We start from the raw sequence: 16,303 nt of genomic DNA on the forward strand, positions 1-16,303 counted from the left end.
GAAGATCAGTCCCCGTAGAACGAGCGAATATCGATATCACTCAAAGGGATCCACTCCGCCGAATGTGCGGATGTCGACTTCTTTCCAGCCTTGACCGGTGCACTCCGTAACGTCACCGCAAGTGCAGGTTCCTCGTCGATTCGCCCGGCGAGGGCGTAGATCGCGGCGAGATGGTGAACGCACGGCGAGCGTCTACCTGAGCAGTCGCAGCTGGCAGTGCACTCCGAAAGATCAACGGCTACTGCGATATTTCGAGCCTGCAGTTCGGTGACGATGCTGTCCGGCAGTTCGCCGGTGGAGACGGATCTGTTCGCCTTTCCAGCCGAACGGAGAAGGCTCTTCACTGCAGCGATCTCGGATTTGGTCCAGAGCGGGACACCAATCGTCACTGACGAAGATTTTGCCTTGGTGCTCACCTCGGCGACGACGGTCCCCGACGAGACGATGGTGAACTCCACGGAACCGTTGCGTGCCAGGGTGCGAGCCGTCGGCAGGGACGGGTTCGGACCGGACGCCGCGGTCCGCTCCACCGTGCGCAGCCACGCTCGACCCCAAGCGGTGACGCCGAATTCGTTGGCCATCAGATGATCACCGCGCCGTCCAGTTCGAGAAGTTCACGCAGTTCGGTGTCGGGAAGATCGGCCAGCGCGGCCTCGACGTTCCCGGAGACAGCATCGGCCACAGCTCGTTTGGACTCGTGCATCGCTGCTATGTGATCCTCCACGGTGCCGCCCGTCACCAAGGTGTGGACGTTGACGGTGCGTTTCTGGCCGATGCGGTGTGCCCGGTCGGTTGCTTGATCCTCGACGGCTGGGTTCCACCACCGGTCGTAGTGCACGACATGACTTGCGCGCGTGAGGTTGAGGCCGAAGCCGGCGGCGCGCAAGCTCAGAATCAGAACCGGTGGTGAATCCGTCTCGTTCTGGAACGCGTCGACCATCGCGTCTCGTTTGTCGGTGTTCAGGCCGCCGTGGAGGAAAGGCACGGCACCGATACCCAGTTCGGCTCCCAGGTGTCGCGAGAGCATCTCGCCCATCGTCCGGTACTGCGTGAATATCAGCGCGCGATCGCCGTCGTCGACGATCTCGGCGATCATTTCCGTTGCGCGGTCGAGCTTTCCGGATCTTCCGTAGAGGCCGTCCGTATCGCCGGTGACCTGCGCGGGGTGATTGCATACCTGCTTGAGGGTGGTCAGAAGGGCAAGAATGTTGCCGCGCCGGGCAATTCCCGTGCCCAATCCGGAGTCGAACGCATCGGCAACTGCCGACCGGTAGATGCGCGCCTGTTCCGACGTCAGAGTGCACGAGACCGTGGAGAACTGTTTGGGCGGAAGATCCTTGGCCACTGTGTCTTTGGTTCTGCGCAGAATGAAAGGATCGATCACCGCGGCAAGTCTGGTCGCCGCGGTGGCCGATCGACCGGATTCGATCGGGACGGCAAAGCGTTGACGAAACCGTGCGCGAGTCCCGAGGACGTCGGGATTTGCGACGCGAAAGAGTGACCACAATTCTTCGAGGCGGTTCTCCACTGGCGTGCCGGTCATCGCTACCTTGACGTCCGCCGACAACTGCATTGCTGCTTTCGCGGCGAGGGAAGCGGGGTTCTTGATCTGTTGCGCCTCGTCGAAGACCACTGAACTCCAATGGACCGGGGCCAATTGGGCTGCGTCGGAACGCAAGACGCTGTAGCTGGTCAGAACCGTAGTGCCGGCGGGGATACGAGTGGGAAGTGCACGGGCGGCCCCGTGATGAACGTGCAGTGGCAGATGCGGAGCGAATCGCTCGATCTCGCGGCGCCAGTTTCCTATCACCGAGGTGGGACACACAACCAGATGCGGACCGTCGCCGGCGCGGATCGCGATCATCGAAATCGCTTGCAGTGTCTTACCCAAACCCATCTCGTCGGCCAAGATCCCACCACCCGAACCCGACAGAGCCGTCAGCCAGGCAACTCCCTGCATTTGATACGGGCGCAGAGTCGCCTGAATCTTTGCTCGGCGAAGGCTGTCCACGGCTGTACGCGCATCCGTGAACAACCGCACCGTGGACTCGGCGCTTCGGATCTTCGTGTCGTCGTGCTCGATCGCGGCATGCGCTGCGGTCGGAATGTCATGTGCGCCGGTGTCGATGACGCGCTTCCACGCGAGCAGCGACGATCCGAGGTCGCCGCGACCAGCATCGAGGTTGTGGAACGCGTCGATCGCGGTGGTGAGGTCGAGCAGTTGCGCTCCGACGTCGGTTGCTGTGATCGACTCGTCGACCGGGATCGCAAGCCTGCACACGCCCGGCGACCCGGTCGGCATCCCCAGTGCCGACAGCCGCGCTGCCGGGTCTGCGTCACCCCAGAACGCGAAGGACATGTGCTCGGGAATGTACGTAGCCTGCAGGCGCGTCGAGCATGGCTGATTCACGTTCGCCGATGCTAGCCGCGCCGGCTCACGTTCGCCAATGAGAATGTCGGGAAAACCCGCAGATCAGCTGTGGTTTTCCCGACATTGACGAATCCTGAAAACGTGGCTCTGTGCCGAATCAGCGAGCCGTACGCGCGAACTCCATCGTTCGGCGAAGCAGTCCGGCGACGGCGTCCGCCTCCGTCAGGAAGCCGTCGTGGCCGTCCTTGGACTTGAGAATCTCGAGGCCGCTGCACGTGGAAATTCCGTCGGCGATCTCCTCCTGCAAGCGAAGGGGATACAGCCGATCCGAGTCGACGCCGCCCACCACGACCGGTGCCGTGATCGATGCCAACGCCGCCGCAACACCGCCGCGTCCACGACCGATGTCGTGCCGGTTCATGGCCTCGGTCAGTAGGACGTACGTGCTCGGGTCGAAGCGGTCGACCAGCTTGTCTGCCTGATGTTCCAGGTAACTTTGTACGGCGTATCGTCCACCGTTCCAAGGATTTTCGTCGTTCTGAGCGGAGTTCTCGAAGCGTGCGTCCAGTTCGGACTCGGTGCGGTACGTCAGGTGCGCGATGCGACGGGCGATGCCGAGTCCGGTGCGAGGTGCCCGCCCCGTTCCGTGGTAGTCACCGCCCTGCCAATCCGGATCGGAGACGATGGCAGCGATCTGCGTCGTCTGGGTGCCGATCTGATCTGCAGTGGCCCGTGAACCGGTTGCGAGAACCAACGCGGAGCGAATGCCGTCCGGGTAGGTAACTGCCCATTCGAGGGTGCGCATGCCCCCCATGGATCCGCCGACTACCGAGGCCAACTGGTCGATCCCGAGGAGATCGACGAGCTTCTTCTCCGCCGCGATCTGATCCCGGATGGAGATCTCCGGGAACCTGCTGCCCCACGGCTTGCCGTCGTCGGCCGGCGAACTGGGACCGGTCGTGCCGCGACAACCACCGAGGACATTGGTTGCGATGACGCACCATTCGCCGGTGTCGATCGGTTCGCCGGGGCCGACCATCCCGTTCCACCAGCCGGGGGAGGGCTGATTCGCGGAGATCGGTCCGGTGACGTGTGAGTCTCCGGTCAGTGCGTGCTCGACGAGTACGACGTTGTCGCGGTTCGGGGAAAGCTCACCCCACCGCTGAACGGCGAGCGAAACCGATGGGAGCACCGCGCCGCTCTCGAGTTCCAAGGCACCGATGTCGACGAACCCCACCTGGCCGTCGGGTGGGGGCAGGAGGTCGATCCTGGGCTCCAATTCGTTCACGGTCACGAGTTTGCCACCGCTGCCAGGCCGACGGTGAGATCGGCGAGGATGTCGTCGATTCCTTCGATGCCGACCGCGAGGCGGACGAGCCCGGGTGTGACACCGGAGGCGAGCTGCTCTTCGGGGGTGAGCTGCGAGTGTGTCGTCGACGCGGGGTGGATGACGAGTGAGCGAACGTCACCGATGTTGGCGACGTGGCTGTGCAGCGTCAGGGCGTTGACGAATGTCTTGCCCGCATCGATACCGCCGGGCAGCTCGAAGGTGACGATGGCGCCGGTTCCCTTGGGCGTCAGCTGCTTTCCACGTTCGAACCATGGCGAGGAGGGAAGTCCCGCGTAGGAAACGGAGGCCACCTCGACGTGACCGTCGAGGAATTCGGCGACCTTCTGTGCATTTGATACGTGGCGCTCGATGCGCAGGCTCAAGGTTTCGATACCCTGCGCGATGAGGAACGCGTTGAACGGCGCCACGGCGGAACCGAGATCGCGCAGCAGTTGGACGCGGGCCTTGAGTGCGAACGCCGGCGCGCCGAGGTCCGCGAAGGTGACGCCGTGGTAGCTGGGATCAGGCGTCGTGAAGTTCGTGTGGCGACCCTGCGTCCAGTCGAAAGTGCCACCGTCGACGATGACGCCGGCGATCGCGGTGCCGTGTCCACCAAGGTATTTGGTGGCGGAGTGAACGACGATGTCGGCGCCGTGTTCGAGTGGGCGAAGCAGGTACGGCGTCGCGACTGTGTTGTCCACGATCAACGGAAGACCGTTCTCGTGGGCCAGTGACGAGATACCGGGTAGGTCGAGGATGTGGTTCTTCGGATTGGCGATCGTTTCGCCGTAGAACGCCTTCGTGTTCGGGCGAATGGCTTCGCGCCACTGCTCGAGATTGTCGGGATCCTCGACGAACGTGACTTCGATGCCCAGCTTACGAAGGGTGTAATGCAGGAGGTTGTACGTGCCGCCGTACAGGTACGGGCTGGAGACGATGTGGTCGCCGGCCTCGGCGATGTTGAGGATCGCGATGGTCTCGGCGGCCTGACCCGAGGAGAGGAGGAGTGCGGCGACTCCGCCTTCGAGGGCAGCGATGCGCTGCTCGACGGCGTCTTGTGTGGGATTCATGATCCGCGTGTAGATGTTGCCCGGCTCGGCGAGGCCGAACAGTGCAGCAGCGTGATCGGTGCTGTCGAAGACGTAGCTGGTGGTCTGGTAGATCGGCAGAGCGCGCGCATTTGTGGCGGTGTCCGCTGTTTGTCCGGCGTGCACCTGCTTGGTCTCGAACGACCAGTTGGCGGTCGGATCCGAAGTTGCTGCGGCGTCGGCTGTGTTGTCGGTCATGATCTGTTCACTCCAGTGGTCTGACGGATAGATGTCGGACGGGGGCGAATGATCGCCGCCCCGTGCTGGGGTCTATCTACAAGTGCGACACATACTGAAATACCTCCGTGGGGCTCGGCCCGGTCTGGGGTCCGTCCCTGTCGGACCCGCGCTTGTCACCCGAATTGCGGTGGAACTGCGCGAGCAGATCCACGTCGGGAAACCTGGTCATCACCCGGGGCACCCCACCGCGGTTGGAGGGTTGCCGTCCAGCGAGCCGGGGCTTGACGCTGGCACTCATGACCAAGTCGGATTCTACCGGGAAGTGAGCGCAGTCCTGACACGGGGCGAAATGTGAGCCGCAACCGCACGCGAGGCAGGGCGACGCAGCCCACTAGCAGGCAAAAGTTACTCGCGAGTAGAGACCGATGAGTGGACCTGCCGGTTGCGGCCTCACGGGTTAGCAGTACGCTTGTCTTGTTTGGGACTCATCTCCCGAGATCAGTCCACACCGTCTAGGTTTGATAATCGAACCGTTCGCGGACCCACTCACAAAGTGTGACCGCAACCGTGTAACCAGGGAAACTTCCTAGGAGGACGCGAAGCACCCATGTCCAAAATCAAGGTTGAGGGCACCGTCGTCGAACTCGACGGCGATGAGATGACGCGCATTATCTGGCAGTTCATCAAAGACAAGTTGATCCATCCGTATCTCGATGTGAACCTCGAGTACTACGACCTCGGTATCGAGTACCGCGACGAGACCGACGACCAGGTCACCATCGACGCAGCGCACGCGATCCAGAAGCACGGCGTCGGCGTCAAATGCGCCACGATCACCCCGGACGAGGCACGTGTCGAGGAATTCGGTCTCAAGAAGATGTGGCGTTCCCCGAACGGAACGATCCGCAACATTCTCGGCGGCACGATCTTCCGCGCACCGATCATCATCTCCAACGTTCCGCGACTCGTTCCGGGCTGGACCAAGCCGATCATCATCGGCCGTCACGCATTCGGCGACCAGTACCGCGCCACAGACTTCAAGGTCCCCGGCCCCGGCAAGGTGATGATTACCTACACGCCTGAGGACGGCAGCGCACCGATCGAGCACGAACTGGTCAACTTCCCCGAAGAGGGCGGCGTCGTCCAGGGGCAGTACAACTTCACCACGTCCATCCGTGACTTCGCTCGCGCGTCGCTCACCTACGGACTGCAGCAGAACTACCCGGTGTACCTGTCCACCAAGAACACCATTCTCAAGGCGTACGACGGTGCCTTCAAGGACATCTTCCAGCACGTCTACGAGACCGAGTTCAAGGCTGAGTTCGATGCTGCAGGTCTGACCTACGAGCACCGCCTCATCGACGACATGGTCGCTTCCGCTCTCAAGTGGGAGGGCGGATACGTCTGGGCATGCAAGAACTACGACGGCGACGTCCAGTCCGACACCGTGGCCCAGGGCTTCGGCTCGCTCGGCCTCATGACGTCGGTTCTGCTGACACCGGACGGAAAGACCTGTGAGGCAGAGGCTGCTCACGGCACCGTGACGCGTCACTACCGTCAGCACCAGCAGGGCAAGCCCACCTCGACCAACCCGATCGCGTCCATCTTCGCGTGGACCCGCGGGCTCGAGCATCGTGGCAAGCTCGATAGCACCCCTGAGGTCATCGGCTTCGCGCAGGCGCTCGAAGACGTTGTCATCAAGACCGTCGAAAGCGGCCAGATGACCAAGGACCTCTCGATGCTGGTCGGCGGCGATCAGGGCTACCTGACCACCGAGGAGTTCCTCGGCGCGCTCGACGTGAACCTGCAGAAGGCCATGGCCGCGAAGTAGATTCACCGCTTCACCTGTCAAATGGGACGTCTGGGAAACCGGGCGTCCCATTTGTGTTCACGGTCTCACGTGAGTGAACTCACCCGCTCTCACTTGGAAGTTCAACCAGGTGTGAGACCACAATTGATCAGTGACTTCGTCTACCCTCTCCCGTTCTGACACCTCGACACCCGGGGTTCGTTCCGCCAGAGGTCCGGCGATGCTCGCTCTCGCTCTCGGTGGTTTCGGTATCGGCACAACCGAGTTCGTCGCCATGGGGTTGCTCCCGGAAATGGCATCCGGACTCGGCGTCTCGGAACCCGTCGCGGGTCACGTGATCTCGGCATACGCGCTCGGGGTTGTCGTCGGCGCTCCGCTGATCGCTGCACTCACCGCACGAGTACCGCGCCGCACCCTGTTGATCGCACTCATGGTCGCGTTCACCGTCGGCAATGCCGCCTCGGTTTTCGCGCCCTCGTACACGACGCTGATGATGGCCCGCTTCGTCGCCGGATTGCCGCACGGCGCGTATTTCGGAGTCGCCGCACTGGTCGCAGCTCACCTGGCCGAACCGGGAAAACGCGCGAAGGCCGTCGCCATGGTGATGATGGGTCTTTCCGTGGCCAACGTGATCGGGGTACCGGTCGCGGCCTGGATCGGCCAGGCACTCGGCTGGCGCAGCGCCTTCGCCTTGGTTGCGGTGATCGGAGTGGCAACGGTTGCTTCGCTGTTCGTCTGGATTCCGCGGTTGGACGGCATGCCGGTGACGAATCCGATCACCGAACTCGGGGCACTGGGCCGCGTTCAGGTGTGGATGACCCTGATCGTGGGCATGGTCGGATTCGGCGGGATGTTTGCCGTCTACACCTACATCAGTACGACTCTCACCGACGTGTCCGGGCTTGGCGCTTCGTTCATTCCCCTCGCACTCATGCTGTACGGACTGGGCATGGTGGCTGGCAACTTCGTCGGTGGATACCTCGCGGATCGCGCACTGATGAAGGGCTTGTTCCTGTCGATGGGATCCCTCGTTGTGATCCTCGCGGTCTTCGTGATCGCCGTGCGCAATCCGTACACGGCACTGATCTTCGTCTTCCTCATCGGGCTCGCCGGGTCGTCGATGGTGCCTGGCCTCCAGACACGGTTGATGGATGTCGCCGAGGATGCTCAGACCTTGGCCGCGTCTCTCAATCACGCCGCACTCAACATCGCCAACGCCTTCGGAGCGTGGATCGGCGGCGTCGTCATCGCAGCCGGTTACGGGTACACCGCGCCGGCAGCGGTGGGGTCGTTGCTGGCCGTCGCGGGTCTCGTCGTGCTGGCGGTAGCGGTGATTCTGCAGCGTAGGGCCGCGCGCTGACCTGGGCGCCCATCCGCGTCGGTGGAATCGGCTACGGTGCTTGCCGTGCCACAAACTGCTGACTCCCACATTCTTGCGCCCCACACCATCACGTCCGTGAACGTCAACGGCGTTCGAGCAGCTGCCCGCAAGGGCATGCTCGACTGGCTGGAGAAGACGTCGGCGGATTTCATCTGCCTTCAGGAAACGCGTGCGTCGGACGATCAGCTTCGCGAGACTCTCGAACCAGCGCTCGGCAACGGATGGTTCCTCGTCTCCGCCGAGCCGTCCGCGAAGGGACGCAACGGAGTCGCGGTGCTCTCACGCACGGAACCTGACGCGGTGCGGATCGGTCACGGGGACGACGAGTTTCTCGACGCCGGTCGATACATCGAAGCCGACTTCGCCGATCTGACCGTCGCGAGCCTGTACCTGCCCTCCGGTGAGGCACTCACGCCGAAGCAGGAGGAGAAGGAGCGGTTCATGGCGTCCTTCGCAGTTCACCTCGCTACCACCGCTGCGGCGGCCGAGGCTGCCGATCGTCACGTGGTGGTCAGCGGCGATTGGAACATCGCGCACACCGAACTCGACCTCAAGAACTGGAAGACCAACAAGAAGTCTTCGGGATTCCTCCCCGAGGAGCGCGCCTGGATGGATCTGCTGTTCGCCGAAGATTCCGCGTGGGTGGACGTCTTCCGCGCCCTCCATCCGGGTGTCGACGGCCCGTACTCGTGGTGGTCGTACCGCGGAAAGGCATTCGACAACGATTCGGGTTGGCGTATCGATTACCAGGTTGCCACTCGCGGATACGCCGAGCGGGCCAAGGTCGCGCTCGTGGAACGCGCTGAGTCCTACGACCTCCGTTGGTCGGATCATGCGCCTGTCACCGTCTCGTACCGATAGAGACGCGTATGTCTGAAGGTCTGAAAATGCCGAGCGCAAAGACGCGCAACGCCATCATCACCGTCGTGGTGGCGGTGGTTGCGCTCGTGCTGGCGGTCACCCTTTCTTCACGTGACTCCGACAGTTCGGCGTCGTCGGTGACGAAGTCCTCGAGTGCCCAGTCCTCGAGTGTTCAAGCCAAGCCTGGCGCCACCACCAAGGCTGCGCCGTCGAGTTCCGCGCCGTCGAGTTCCGTGCCCTCGAGCTCCGCTGTCAAGACAACGCAGCAGACGAACAGCGATGCGCCGGCGCGAGTGCTCGCCACGCTGGTGGAGATCGACGCCGGGAGGTGGCCGGATTCCGCCAATGCGCCGGGCACCAAGGGCGGCATCACCTTCCGCAACAGCGAAGGACGTCTACCCGCTGTCGGTGCCGGTGCCGGTGGCGGACGTGTCGTCTATCAGGAATGGGACGTGAACCCGAAGAAGAACGGCCAAGGACGCGACGCCGAGCGAATCGTCACCGGCAACGACGGTTCGGCGTGGTACACCCTCGATCACTACGACACGTTTGTGAGGATTCGCTGATGTCCGATTCGTCTACGGTCAGCGTGGCGCAGTGGCTGGATCCGTCTTCGGATGTGGCTTCGGTGGCGCTGCAGAGCGACCCGGCCGTTGCAGATGATCTTGCACGTCAACTCCGTGCCGAGAATTTTGTCGTTCGGGTGGTTCGCGGAGAGAACATGCGGACAACGGCGCAGGTCTTCGACGAGTTTGCGGCAGCCTTCCAGTTTCCGTCCCACTTCGGGCGAAATAAAGACGCTTTCGACGATGTCATGCGCGATCTCGACGACGTCCTCGGACTCGGCGCCGGATATGTAGTTGTGGTCCGAGGCGCGGGTTCTCTACTGTCCGAGCAACAGGATCAGTTGGAGTGGTTCTGCGAAACGATGGACTTCTACGCCGAAGAATGGGAACCCGTCGTTTTCCGGACCGTCTACCAGTTCGGTGCGGAGGACCTCACCGCCCACGGTGAAGACCTCGTCGAACTCGACTACCCGGGCACCACGCCACTGCACTGATTTCCACTCGTGAAAAGATCGGAACCATGTCGACCCCTGCAGAACAGAAGCCCACCGCAAAGCCTCGCGTGCTTTCCGGAATCCAGCCGACGTCGGATTCTTTCCACCTCGGCAACTACCTGGGTGCGCTGCAGCAGTGGGTTCCGTTGCAGGACGATTTCGACGCTTTCTACTTCATTCCGGATCTTCACGCCATCACGGTGACGCAGGACCCGAAGGAATTGCGTCGTCGCACCAAGGTTGCGGTCGCTCAGCTCCTTGCGGTGGGGATCGATCCGGATCGGGCGACGCTGTTCGTACAGAGTCAGGTTCCCGAGCACGCACAGTTGGCGTGGGTCCTGAACTGCATCACCGGTTTCGGTGAAGCCAGCCGTATGACGCAGTTCAAGGACAAGTCCGCCAAGCAAGGCAGCGACAACGCCAGTGTCGGCTTGTTCACGTATCCGGTTCTGATGGCCGCGGACATCCTTCTGTACCGCCCGCAGCGAGTCCCCGTGGGTGAGGATCAGCGTCAGCACCTCGAACTCGCACGCGATCTGGCCGGACGGTTCAACACCCGCTACGGCAAGGCGTTCGTCGTTCCCGAGCCGCAGATCATCAAGGGCACGGCAAAGATCTACGACCTGCAGGATCCGACCGCGAAGATGAGCAAGTCCGCTGCCAGTGCGGCCGGACTGATCAATCTGCTCGACGATCCGAAGGTGTCGGCGAAGAAGATCAAGTCGGCCGTCACCGACAACGAGCGCGAGATTCGTTTCGACCCGCAGGCCAAGCCGGGCGTCAGCAACCTGCTCACCATTCAGTCGGCTCTCTCGGGAGTACCGATCGAGACTCTGGTGGCCGGTTACGAGGGCAAGGGGTACGGCGACCTCAAGACCGATACCGCTGACGTGCTGACCGAGTTCGTCACCCCACTCAAGGCGAAGGTCGACGGTTACCTTGCCGACGAGGCAGAGCTGGATCGCATCATCGCGGCCGGAGCGCACCGCGCCCGTGAGGTGTCTTCACGCACTCTCGCCGCTGTCTATGACAAGGTCGGATTCCTGGCACCGAAGGGCTGACTTACGCGAATTCGGACTCACGACGCCTGACCGAACATGAGGGGGACGGCAATGGCTGACACGGACGACGACGCACCGAGCTTCCTCGAGAAGCAACGGGCAGCGCGACCCTGGCTCGATCATCTGGTTCGCGCGGCCGGACGGTTTCAAGAGCAAAAAGGCGACTATTACGCTGCTGGTATCACGTACTTCAGCGTTCTCGCGTTGATTCCGATCATGATGGTCGCGTTTGCAGTGGCCGGTTTCGTATTGGCCGGGCATCCCGAGTACCTGGAGTCGATTCAGGAGCAGATCACCAAGAGCATTCCGGGCAGCTTGGGTGACACCATCAACACGCTGATCGATTCGGCCATCGACTCGCGCGCGAGCGTCGGAATCTTCGGCCTCCTGGGTGCTGCGTACGCGGGTCTCGGTTGGATGGCAAATGTTCGCGACGCGCTGACGGCGATGTGGGAGAGCAAGCGCGAGCCGAAGGGTTTCGTACGTACCAAACTTGGTGACGCAGGGGCCCTCGTCGGTCTGGCTCTCGCCATGGTCGTCTCACTGGGAATGTCGGCGCTGAGCAGTGGGCCGGTTGCGACTCAGATCGTGAAATGGCTCAACCTCGAGAACATCACCGGTGTCGGCGTGGGGCTCAGAGTTATTTCACTGTTGCTCTCACTCCTGGCGACGTGGGCGGTGTTCCTGTGGGTGATCGCCCGGCTGCCGCGCGAGCCTGTCACGCTGCGTAGCGCTGCGCAGGCAGCGGTTATCGCCGCGATTGTGTTCGAGATCTTCAAGCAGGTGGGTGCGATCTACCTCGCTGCCGTCACCAACGGACCAGCGGGCGTGGCATTCGGTCCGATCATCGGTTTGCTCGTGTTCGTGTTCACGGCGTCACGGATGCTGCTGTTCTGCACGGCGTGGGCGGCGACGACCAAGGAAAGTTTGGCCCTGGCGTTCGTTCCGCCGCCGGATCCCGCAGTGATCTCGCCGCGAATCGTTGTCAGTGACGGTGCTTCACCGTCTCGCGTGGCTGCGCTGATCGCCACGGGTGCGGTTGCCGGCCTGGGTCTTTCGGGCTTCATGCGTCGTCGGCCGCGCTAGCGCCTCCGACGGTTGAGGGCAACGGCTCCCGCCACCAGCGCGATCACCACTACACCGCCGACCGCACCGATGAGTATGCGGTCAGTGGTGTCGGATTCGGCGTCGGTAGCGGTGGGTGCAGCCGAGATCGAGCCTGGTGCAGCGGCTGACGGTGTGCGAGTGACATCGGGCGAGGCATCGTCGGTGGATCGGTCCGTCAACGAGCCGACGGTTGTGCTCGCGGGGAGTGCATATCCGTAGTCGAGTAGACGGGCAGCTTGTTCCCACGGACGGATCGGCTTGGCTTCGCCACCCATCAATGTCACCAGTAGTTTCCGGCCGTTACGCTCCGCGCCACCCACATACGTGTGGCGGGCGTCGTCGGTGAAGCCGGTCTTGCCGCCCAATGCGCCGTCGTAGTTGTAGAGCAGCTGATTGTCGTTGGCGAGAGTGAATCCGGGGCGGTCCTGATCGTCGGGAATCGTCGGATCCTTGGGGAAGCCGGGAAATTCGACGGTCTCGGTATGGATCAGACCGGCAAACGTCGGATTCTGCAGGGCGGTATGGAAAATCACGGCCAGGTCGTACGGTGAGCTGCTCATCCCCGGGCCGTCGAGTCCGGATGGAGTTGCCGTGCGGGTGTCGAGGGCGCCGAGTTCTGCCGCGAGCGCGTTCATTTTCGACACGGCTGCAGCGTCACCGCCGAGTTGGCGGGCAAGAGCGTGCGCGGCATCGTTTCCCGATGCCATGACCAGGCCCTGCATCAGTTGCCGGTTGGTGTACTTGCCGCCCTTGCCGATGCCGACAGCGCTACCTTCAGCGTCCGCGTCTTCGGCCGTTGCGGTGATTTCGGTGTCGAGATCGAGTTCGTCGAGCGCGACAAGAGCCAAGAGCATCTTGATGGTGCTGGCCGGTCGGTAGCGACCGTGCGGATCTTTCGCGGCGAGGACCTCACCGGTTTCGGCGTCCGCGAGTACCCATCCGGATGCCGCGATATCCGCCGGGAGCGGGGGAGCGCCGTCAGGGAGTACAACACCGCACTCGCCGAGCTTGTCTCCACCGACAGGGCTTTCCGGAATCGGGACAGCAGTCGGGGCCGTAGATCCGGGCGCGGGTGCTTCGGAGAGATCGATCGCCGGTGCCGGGCTACTCGTGAAAGGGCAGCTGTCGGTGTTGGGTGTTGTGAACGGCGCTTCGGTGGTGGTGGGCGGCGGCGGGGCCGGTTGGGCGCCGGCCACTCCCGAGGTCCCTACGACACCGGTAAACGCAATGCTCCCTGAGAGCACTGTTCCGGCAACTGCCACTGCACACTTTCGACGCCACATCATCGATATACGAGGGTATGCGAACGTGAGGGAACGTCCGAATCGCCACGCAAGCAGAGGGATCGAAAACAGGCGATTCGGTTTGTACATCGGTCATAGTGGACGGATGAACTTCGCAGGCACGCGTGGACGCCAGACGCTCGCGGCAATGACGCTCGTTGGAGCATTGACCGCTGTCGTCGGATGTTCCGGCGATTCGGAACCGTCGGCCGAGAGCCAAATCTCTGCGGTCGTCGGTCAGAGTTTCGAATTCATGGCCGAAAGGGACTGGGAGGCAGTGGACAGCACTCAATGCAGTTCGATGCGCAGCGAGAGTCCGCGAGTCGAAGAGTCGCCGTTCGACGACGCACTTGCCAGTCTGAGGCTGGACGGAGTGGAGAACATCGTCGTGAACGGGGATTCGGCGACAGCCAACACTCGCCATTACAGCACCGAGGATCCGTCCGAGATGATGCGCGAAGACATCACGTTGATCAAGGAGAACGGTGCCTGGGTTGTGTGCTGACGTCTTTATGTGGTGACAATCGGAGATCGCCGCCGATGAGTTCCACCACCACGCAGAGTCTGTAACAGTGGGGTAGTCGGCTACTCGAATGGCGCACACGCACTGACGACAGGGGATCGGTATGGGCAAGATCGTGGTGACAGAATTCGTGTCCTTGGACATGGTGATGGAAGCTCCCGGTGGCGAACCGGGTTATGCGCACACTGGATGGGTCTTTCCGTACCAGGAGGGCGATCAGATGAAGTTCAAACTCGACGAAACCCTCGCCGCGGACGTCCTTCTGCTCGGGCGGCGGACCTACGAGAGCTTCGCCGGTGCCTGGCCTGAGCGCGAGGACGACCAAGGCTTTGCGGACAAGATGAACGAGATGCCCAAGTACGTCGTCACGAGTTCGACCGAACCGCTCGAATGGAACAACTCGACGGCGCTCGACGGTCCCATCGAGGAATCTGTCCCGAAGCTCAAGGAGCAGATCGACGGCGAGATCCTGGTCGCGGGAAGTCGGACGCTCGTCCACGCGTTGTTGCTGGCCGGTCTGGTCGACGAGTTGCGCCTGATGGTCTTCCCGGTCATTCTCGGGTCCGGCGGGAGAGTGTTCCCCGAATCGGCCGACAAGATCGTCCTCGAGTTGAAGGACGATCGTCGGTACGAATCCGGAGTTCAGGTACTGATGTACCACCCCACGGTCACGTAGACCTCTCGAAAACATCTGTGGCCGAGACTCTTCGAAAGTCTCGGCCACAGATGTCTTGCCGGCTAACTGTTCTCGGGGAATCCGAGGTTGATTCCGCCGTGGCTGGGGTCGAGCCAGCGACTGGTGACGGCTTTACCTCGCGTGAAGAAATGAACACCTTCTGTCCCGTGAGCGTGGGTGTCACCGAAGAGGCTGTTCTTCCAGCCGCCGAAGCTGTAGTAGGCCATGGGAACCGGGATGGGGACGTTGATGCCGATCATGCCGACCTCCACCTCGTTCTGGAAGCGTCGGGCAGCGCCGCCGTCGTTGGTGAAGATGGCGGTGCCGTTTCCGTACGGGTTGTTGTTGATCAGTTCGAGGGCTTGGTCGTAGGTATCGACACGCACGACGGAGAGAACAGGCCCGAAGATTTCGTCGGTGTAGATCGACATGTCGGTGGTGACGTGGTCGATGAGGGTGGGCCCAAGCCAGAAGCCGTCCGGTCCACCATCGGCCTGGACTGTACGTCCGTCGACCACGATGGTGGCGCCGTCCTTCTCGCCTGCATCGACGTATGAGGCGACCTTGTCGCGGTGGGCCTTGGTGACGAGCGGACCCATGTCGGAGTTCTTTGTGCCGTCACCGGTGACGAGGGGAGTGGTGCGTTCGACGATCTTGGCGACAAGTTCGTCGGCGATGTCGCCGACTGCGACCAGAGCGGAGATCGCCATGCATCGTTCACCCGCGGAGCCGAATCCCGCGTTGACCATTGCGTCGGCGGCGAGGTCGAGGTCGGCGTCCGGCAGAACGATGGCGTGGTTCTTGGCGCCGCCGAGTGCTTGCACGCGTTTGCCGTTGGCGGTGCCGGTGGCATAGACGTATTGGGCGATGGGGGTGGATCCGACAAACGAAATCGCTTTGACTGCTTTGTTTTCCAGGAGTTCGTCGACGGCGAGCTTGTCACCTTGGAGGACGTTGAAGACACCAGGAGGCAGACCGGCTTCGGCCCAGAGTTCGGCGAGCCAGATCGCCGCGGTGGGGTCCTTCTCCGAGGGCTTGAGAATCACGGTGTTCCCGGCGGCGATGGCGACCGGGAAGAACCACATGGGGACCATCGCGGGAAAGTTGAAGGGGGAGATGATGCCGACGGGGCCGAGGGGTTGGCGGATGGAGTAGACGTCGACCTTGGTCGATGCATTCTCGGTGTATCCGCCCTTGAGGAGATGCGGTATTCCGCAAGCGAATTCGACAACTTCCTGCCCGCGGCTGATTTCGCCGAGGGCGTCGGAGAGAACCTTGCCGTGCTCGGCTGTGATGATCTCGGCGAGTTCACCTTTGCGAGCGTTGAGGAGTTCGCGGAAGCTGAACAGTGCCTGTGTGCGCCGGGCCAGTGAGGTGTCACGCCAGGCGGGGAAGGCCGCCGCAGCCGCGTCGATGACAGCGCGGGCGTCCTCGAGGTTCGCCAGGGCCAGTCGGCCGGTGATCTGTCCGGTGGCGGGGTTGGTGACGGTGGCGGTGTCCTCGGACGTTCCGGCGAACGGCTTGCCGTCCAACCAGTGCGCGATGACACGAGTATCAGTGCTGGTCATGGTA

General features: G+C 62.6%; 15 protein-coding genes and 1 riboswitch. Of the genes, 9 read left to right on the plus strand and 6 right to left on the minus strand.

The window, feature by feature from the left end:
* Positions 1-5: 5 nt before the first annotated feature.
* The 4 genes from P0M12_RS22360 to P0M12_RS22375 form a co-directional block, all read right to left on the minus strand.
* The gene (locus tag P0M12_RS22360) at positions 6-581 is read right to left on the minus strand and encodes a hypothetical protein (protein ID WP_166502026.1); all 576 of its coding nucleotides are present in this window, start codon (positions 579-581) and stop codon (positions 6-8) included.
* The gene (locus tag P0M12_RS22365; protein ID WP_277376836.1) at positions 581-2,410 is read right to left on the minus strand and encodes a DEAD/DEAH box helicase; all 1,830 of its coding nucleotides are present in this window, start codon (positions 2,408-2,410) and stop codon (positions 581-583) included. Before P0M12_RS22365 ends, P0M12_RS22360 begins: the two co-directional genes overlap by 1 nt.
* 118 nt (positions 2,411-2,528) lie before the next feature.
* On the minus strand, positions 2,529-3,665 hold the full coding sequence (locus tag P0M12_RS22370) for a homoserine O-acetyltransferase (RefSeq protein ID WP_007727395.1): 1,137 nt from the start codon (positions 3,663-3,665) through the stop codon (positions 2,529-2,531).
* On the minus strand, positions 3,662-4,987 hold the full coding sequence (locus P0M12_RS22375; protein ID WP_007727392.1) for a bifunctional o-acetylhomoserine/o-acetylserine sulfhydrylase: 1,326 nt from the start codon (positions 4,985-4,987) through the stop codon (positions 3,662-3,664). The genes P0M12_RS22370 and P0M12_RS22375 overlap by 4 nt, the downstream gene beginning before the upstream one ends.
* Positions 4,988-5,130: 143 nt before the next feature.
* Positions 5,131-5,271, minus strand: a riboswitch (SAM riboswitch).
* A gap of 305 nt (positions 5,272-5,576) precedes the next feature.
* On the opposite strand from P0M12_RS22375, the gene P0M12_RS22380 reads away from it, so the two are divergent.
* The 7 genes from P0M12_RS22380 (at position 5,577) to yhjD (ending at position 12,228) form a co-directional block, all read left to right on the plus strand.
* Positions 5,577-6,800: an NADP-dependent isocitrate dehydrogenase gene (locus P0M12_RS22380; RefSeq protein ID WP_003940772.1), complete on the plus strand. Its 1,224-nt coding sequence runs from the start codon at positions 5,577-5,579 to the stop codon at positions 6,798-6,800.
* Positions 6,801-6,999: 199 nt separating this feature from the next.
* Positions 7,000-8,139 (plus strand): MFS transporter, encoded by a 1,140-nt coding sequence (locus P0M12_RS22385; protein WP_007727387.1) that lies wholly within the window; start codon positions 7,000-7,002, stop codon positions 8,137-8,139.
* 36 nt (positions 8,140-8,175) lie between these two features.
* The gene (locus tag P0M12_RS22390) at positions 8,176-9,021 is read left to right on the plus strand and encodes an exodeoxyribonuclease III (RefSeq protein WP_080712672.1); all 846 of its coding nucleotides are present in this window, start codon (positions 8,176-8,178) and stop codon (positions 9,019-9,021) included.
* A gap of 26 nt (positions 9,022-9,047) precedes the next feature.
* Complete coding sequence (locus P0M12_RS22395) at positions 9,048-9,587, plus strand: ribonuclease domain-containing protein (RefSeq protein WP_030535082.1); 540 nt, start codon at positions 9,048-9,050, stop codon at positions 9,585-9,587.
* A complete protein-coding gene (locus tag P0M12_RS22400; RefSeq protein WP_030535081.1) occupies positions 9,587-10,081 on the plus strand; it encodes a barstar family protein in 495 nt (164 codons plus the stop codon). Before P0M12_RS22395 ends, P0M12_RS22400 begins: the two co-directional genes overlap by 1 nt.
* Positions 10,082-10,107: 26 nt before the next feature.
* Positions 10,108-11,142, plus strand: coding sequence for a tryptophan--tRNA ligase (trpS, locus tag P0M12_RS22405; protein ID WP_003941025.1), 1,035 nt, complete (start codon positions 10,108-10,110; stop codon positions 11,140-11,142).
* A 51-nt stretch (positions 11,143-11,193) separates the two neighbouring features.
* Entirely contained in the window at positions 11,194-12,228 is a 1,035-nt protein-coding gene (gene yhjD, locus P0M12_RS22410; protein WP_030535080.1) for an inner membrane protein YhjD, read from the plus strand.
* On the opposite strand, the gene P0M12_RS22415 is transcribed toward yhjD, so the two are convergent.
* Positions 12,225-13,535, minus strand: coding sequence for a D-alanyl-D-alanine carboxypeptidase family protein (locus P0M12_RS22415; protein WP_030535079.1), 1,311 nt, complete (start codon positions 13,533-13,535; stop codon positions 12,225-12,227). The two genes, yhjD and P0M12_RS22415, sit on opposite strands and share 4 nt — an antisense overlap.
* 103 nt (positions 13,536-13,638) lie before the next feature.
* Between P0M12_RS22415 and P0M12_RS22420 the strand changes: the two genes are divergently transcribed.
* Together P0M12_RS22420 and P0M12_RS22425 are read left to right on the plus strand one after the other, a co-directional pair.
* Positions 13,639-14,037, plus strand: coding sequence for a hypothetical protein (locus P0M12_RS22420; protein WP_021343646.1), 399 nt, complete (start codon positions 13,639-13,641; stop codon positions 14,035-14,037).
* Between the two features lie 121 nt (positions 14,038-14,158).
* Positions 14,159-14,731, plus strand: a complete 573-nt coding sequence (locus P0M12_RS22425; protein ID WP_030535078.1) for a dihydrofolate reductase family protein — start codon at positions 14,159-14,161, stop codon at positions 14,729-14,731.
* Between the two features lie 62 nt (positions 14,732-14,793).
* Here the strand turns inward: P0M12_RS22425 and P0M12_RS22430 are convergent, their stop codons facing one another.
* Entirely contained in the window at positions 14,794-16,299 is a 1,506-nt protein-coding gene (locus P0M12_RS22430) for a CoA-acylating methylmalonate-semialdehyde dehydrogenase (protein ID WP_030535077.1), read from the minus strand.
* Between the last annotated feature and the right edge of the window lie 4 nt (positions 16,300-16,303).

Source organism: Rhodococcus sp. RCBS9 (genome assembly GCF_029457415.1).
Taxonomy (GTDB): domain Bacteria; phylum Actinomycetota; class Actinomycetes; order Mycobacteriales; family Mycobacteriaceae; genus Rhodococcus_F; species Rhodococcus_F qingshengii.

Excerpts from the sequence above, each read along its gene's own strand:
- P0M12_RS22415 (WP_030535079.1), bottom strand. The coding sequence starts at position 13,535 with ATGATGTGGCGTCGAAAGTGTGCAGTGGCAGTTGCCGGAACAGTGCTC.
- P0M12_RS22375 (WP_007727392.1), bottom strand. The coding sequence starts at position 4,987 with ATGACCGACAACACAGCCGACGCCGCAGCAACTTCGGATCCGACCGCC.
- P0M12_RS22385 (WP_007727387.1), top strand. The coding sequence starts at position 7,000 with ATGCTCGCTCTCGCTCTCGGTGGTTTCGGTATCGGCACAACCGAGTTC.
- P0M12_RS22395 (WP_030535082.1), top strand. The coding sequence starts at position 9,048 with ATGCCGAGCGCAAAGACGCGCAACGCCATCATCACCGTCGTGGTGGCG.
- P0M12_RS22400 (WP_030535081.1), top strand. The coding sequence starts at position 9,587 with ATGTCCGATTCGTCTACGGTCAGCGTGGCGCAGTGGCTGGATCCGTCT.
- trpS (WP_003941025.1), top strand. The coding sequence starts at position 10,108 with ATGTCGACCCCTGCAGAACAGAAGCCCACCGCAAAGCCTCGCGTGCTT.
- P0M12_RS22425 (WP_030535078.1), top strand. The coding sequence starts at position 14,159 with ATGGGCAAGATCGTGGTGACAGAATTCGTGTCCTTGGACATGGTGATG.
- P0M12_RS22360 (WP_166502026.1), bottom strand. The coding sequence starts at position 581 with ATGGCCAACGAATTCGGCGTCACCGCTTGGGGTCGAGCGTGGCTGCGC.
- P0M12_RS22430 (WP_030535077.1), bottom strand. The coding sequence starts at position 16,299 with ATGACCAGCACTGATACTCGTGTCATCGCGCACTGGTTGGACGGCAAG.
- P0M12_RS22380 (WP_003940772.1), top strand. The coding sequence starts at position 5,577 with ATGTCCAAAATCAAGGTTGAGGGCACCGTCGTCGAACTCGACGGCGAT.
- yhjD (WP_030535080.1), top strand. The coding sequence starts at position 11,194 with ATGGCTGACACGGACGACGACGCACCGAGCTTCCTCGAGAAGCAACGG.
- P0M12_RS22420 (WP_021343646.1), top strand. The coding sequence starts at position 13,639 with ATGAACTTCGCAGGCACGCGTGGACGCCAGACGCTCGCGGCAATGACG.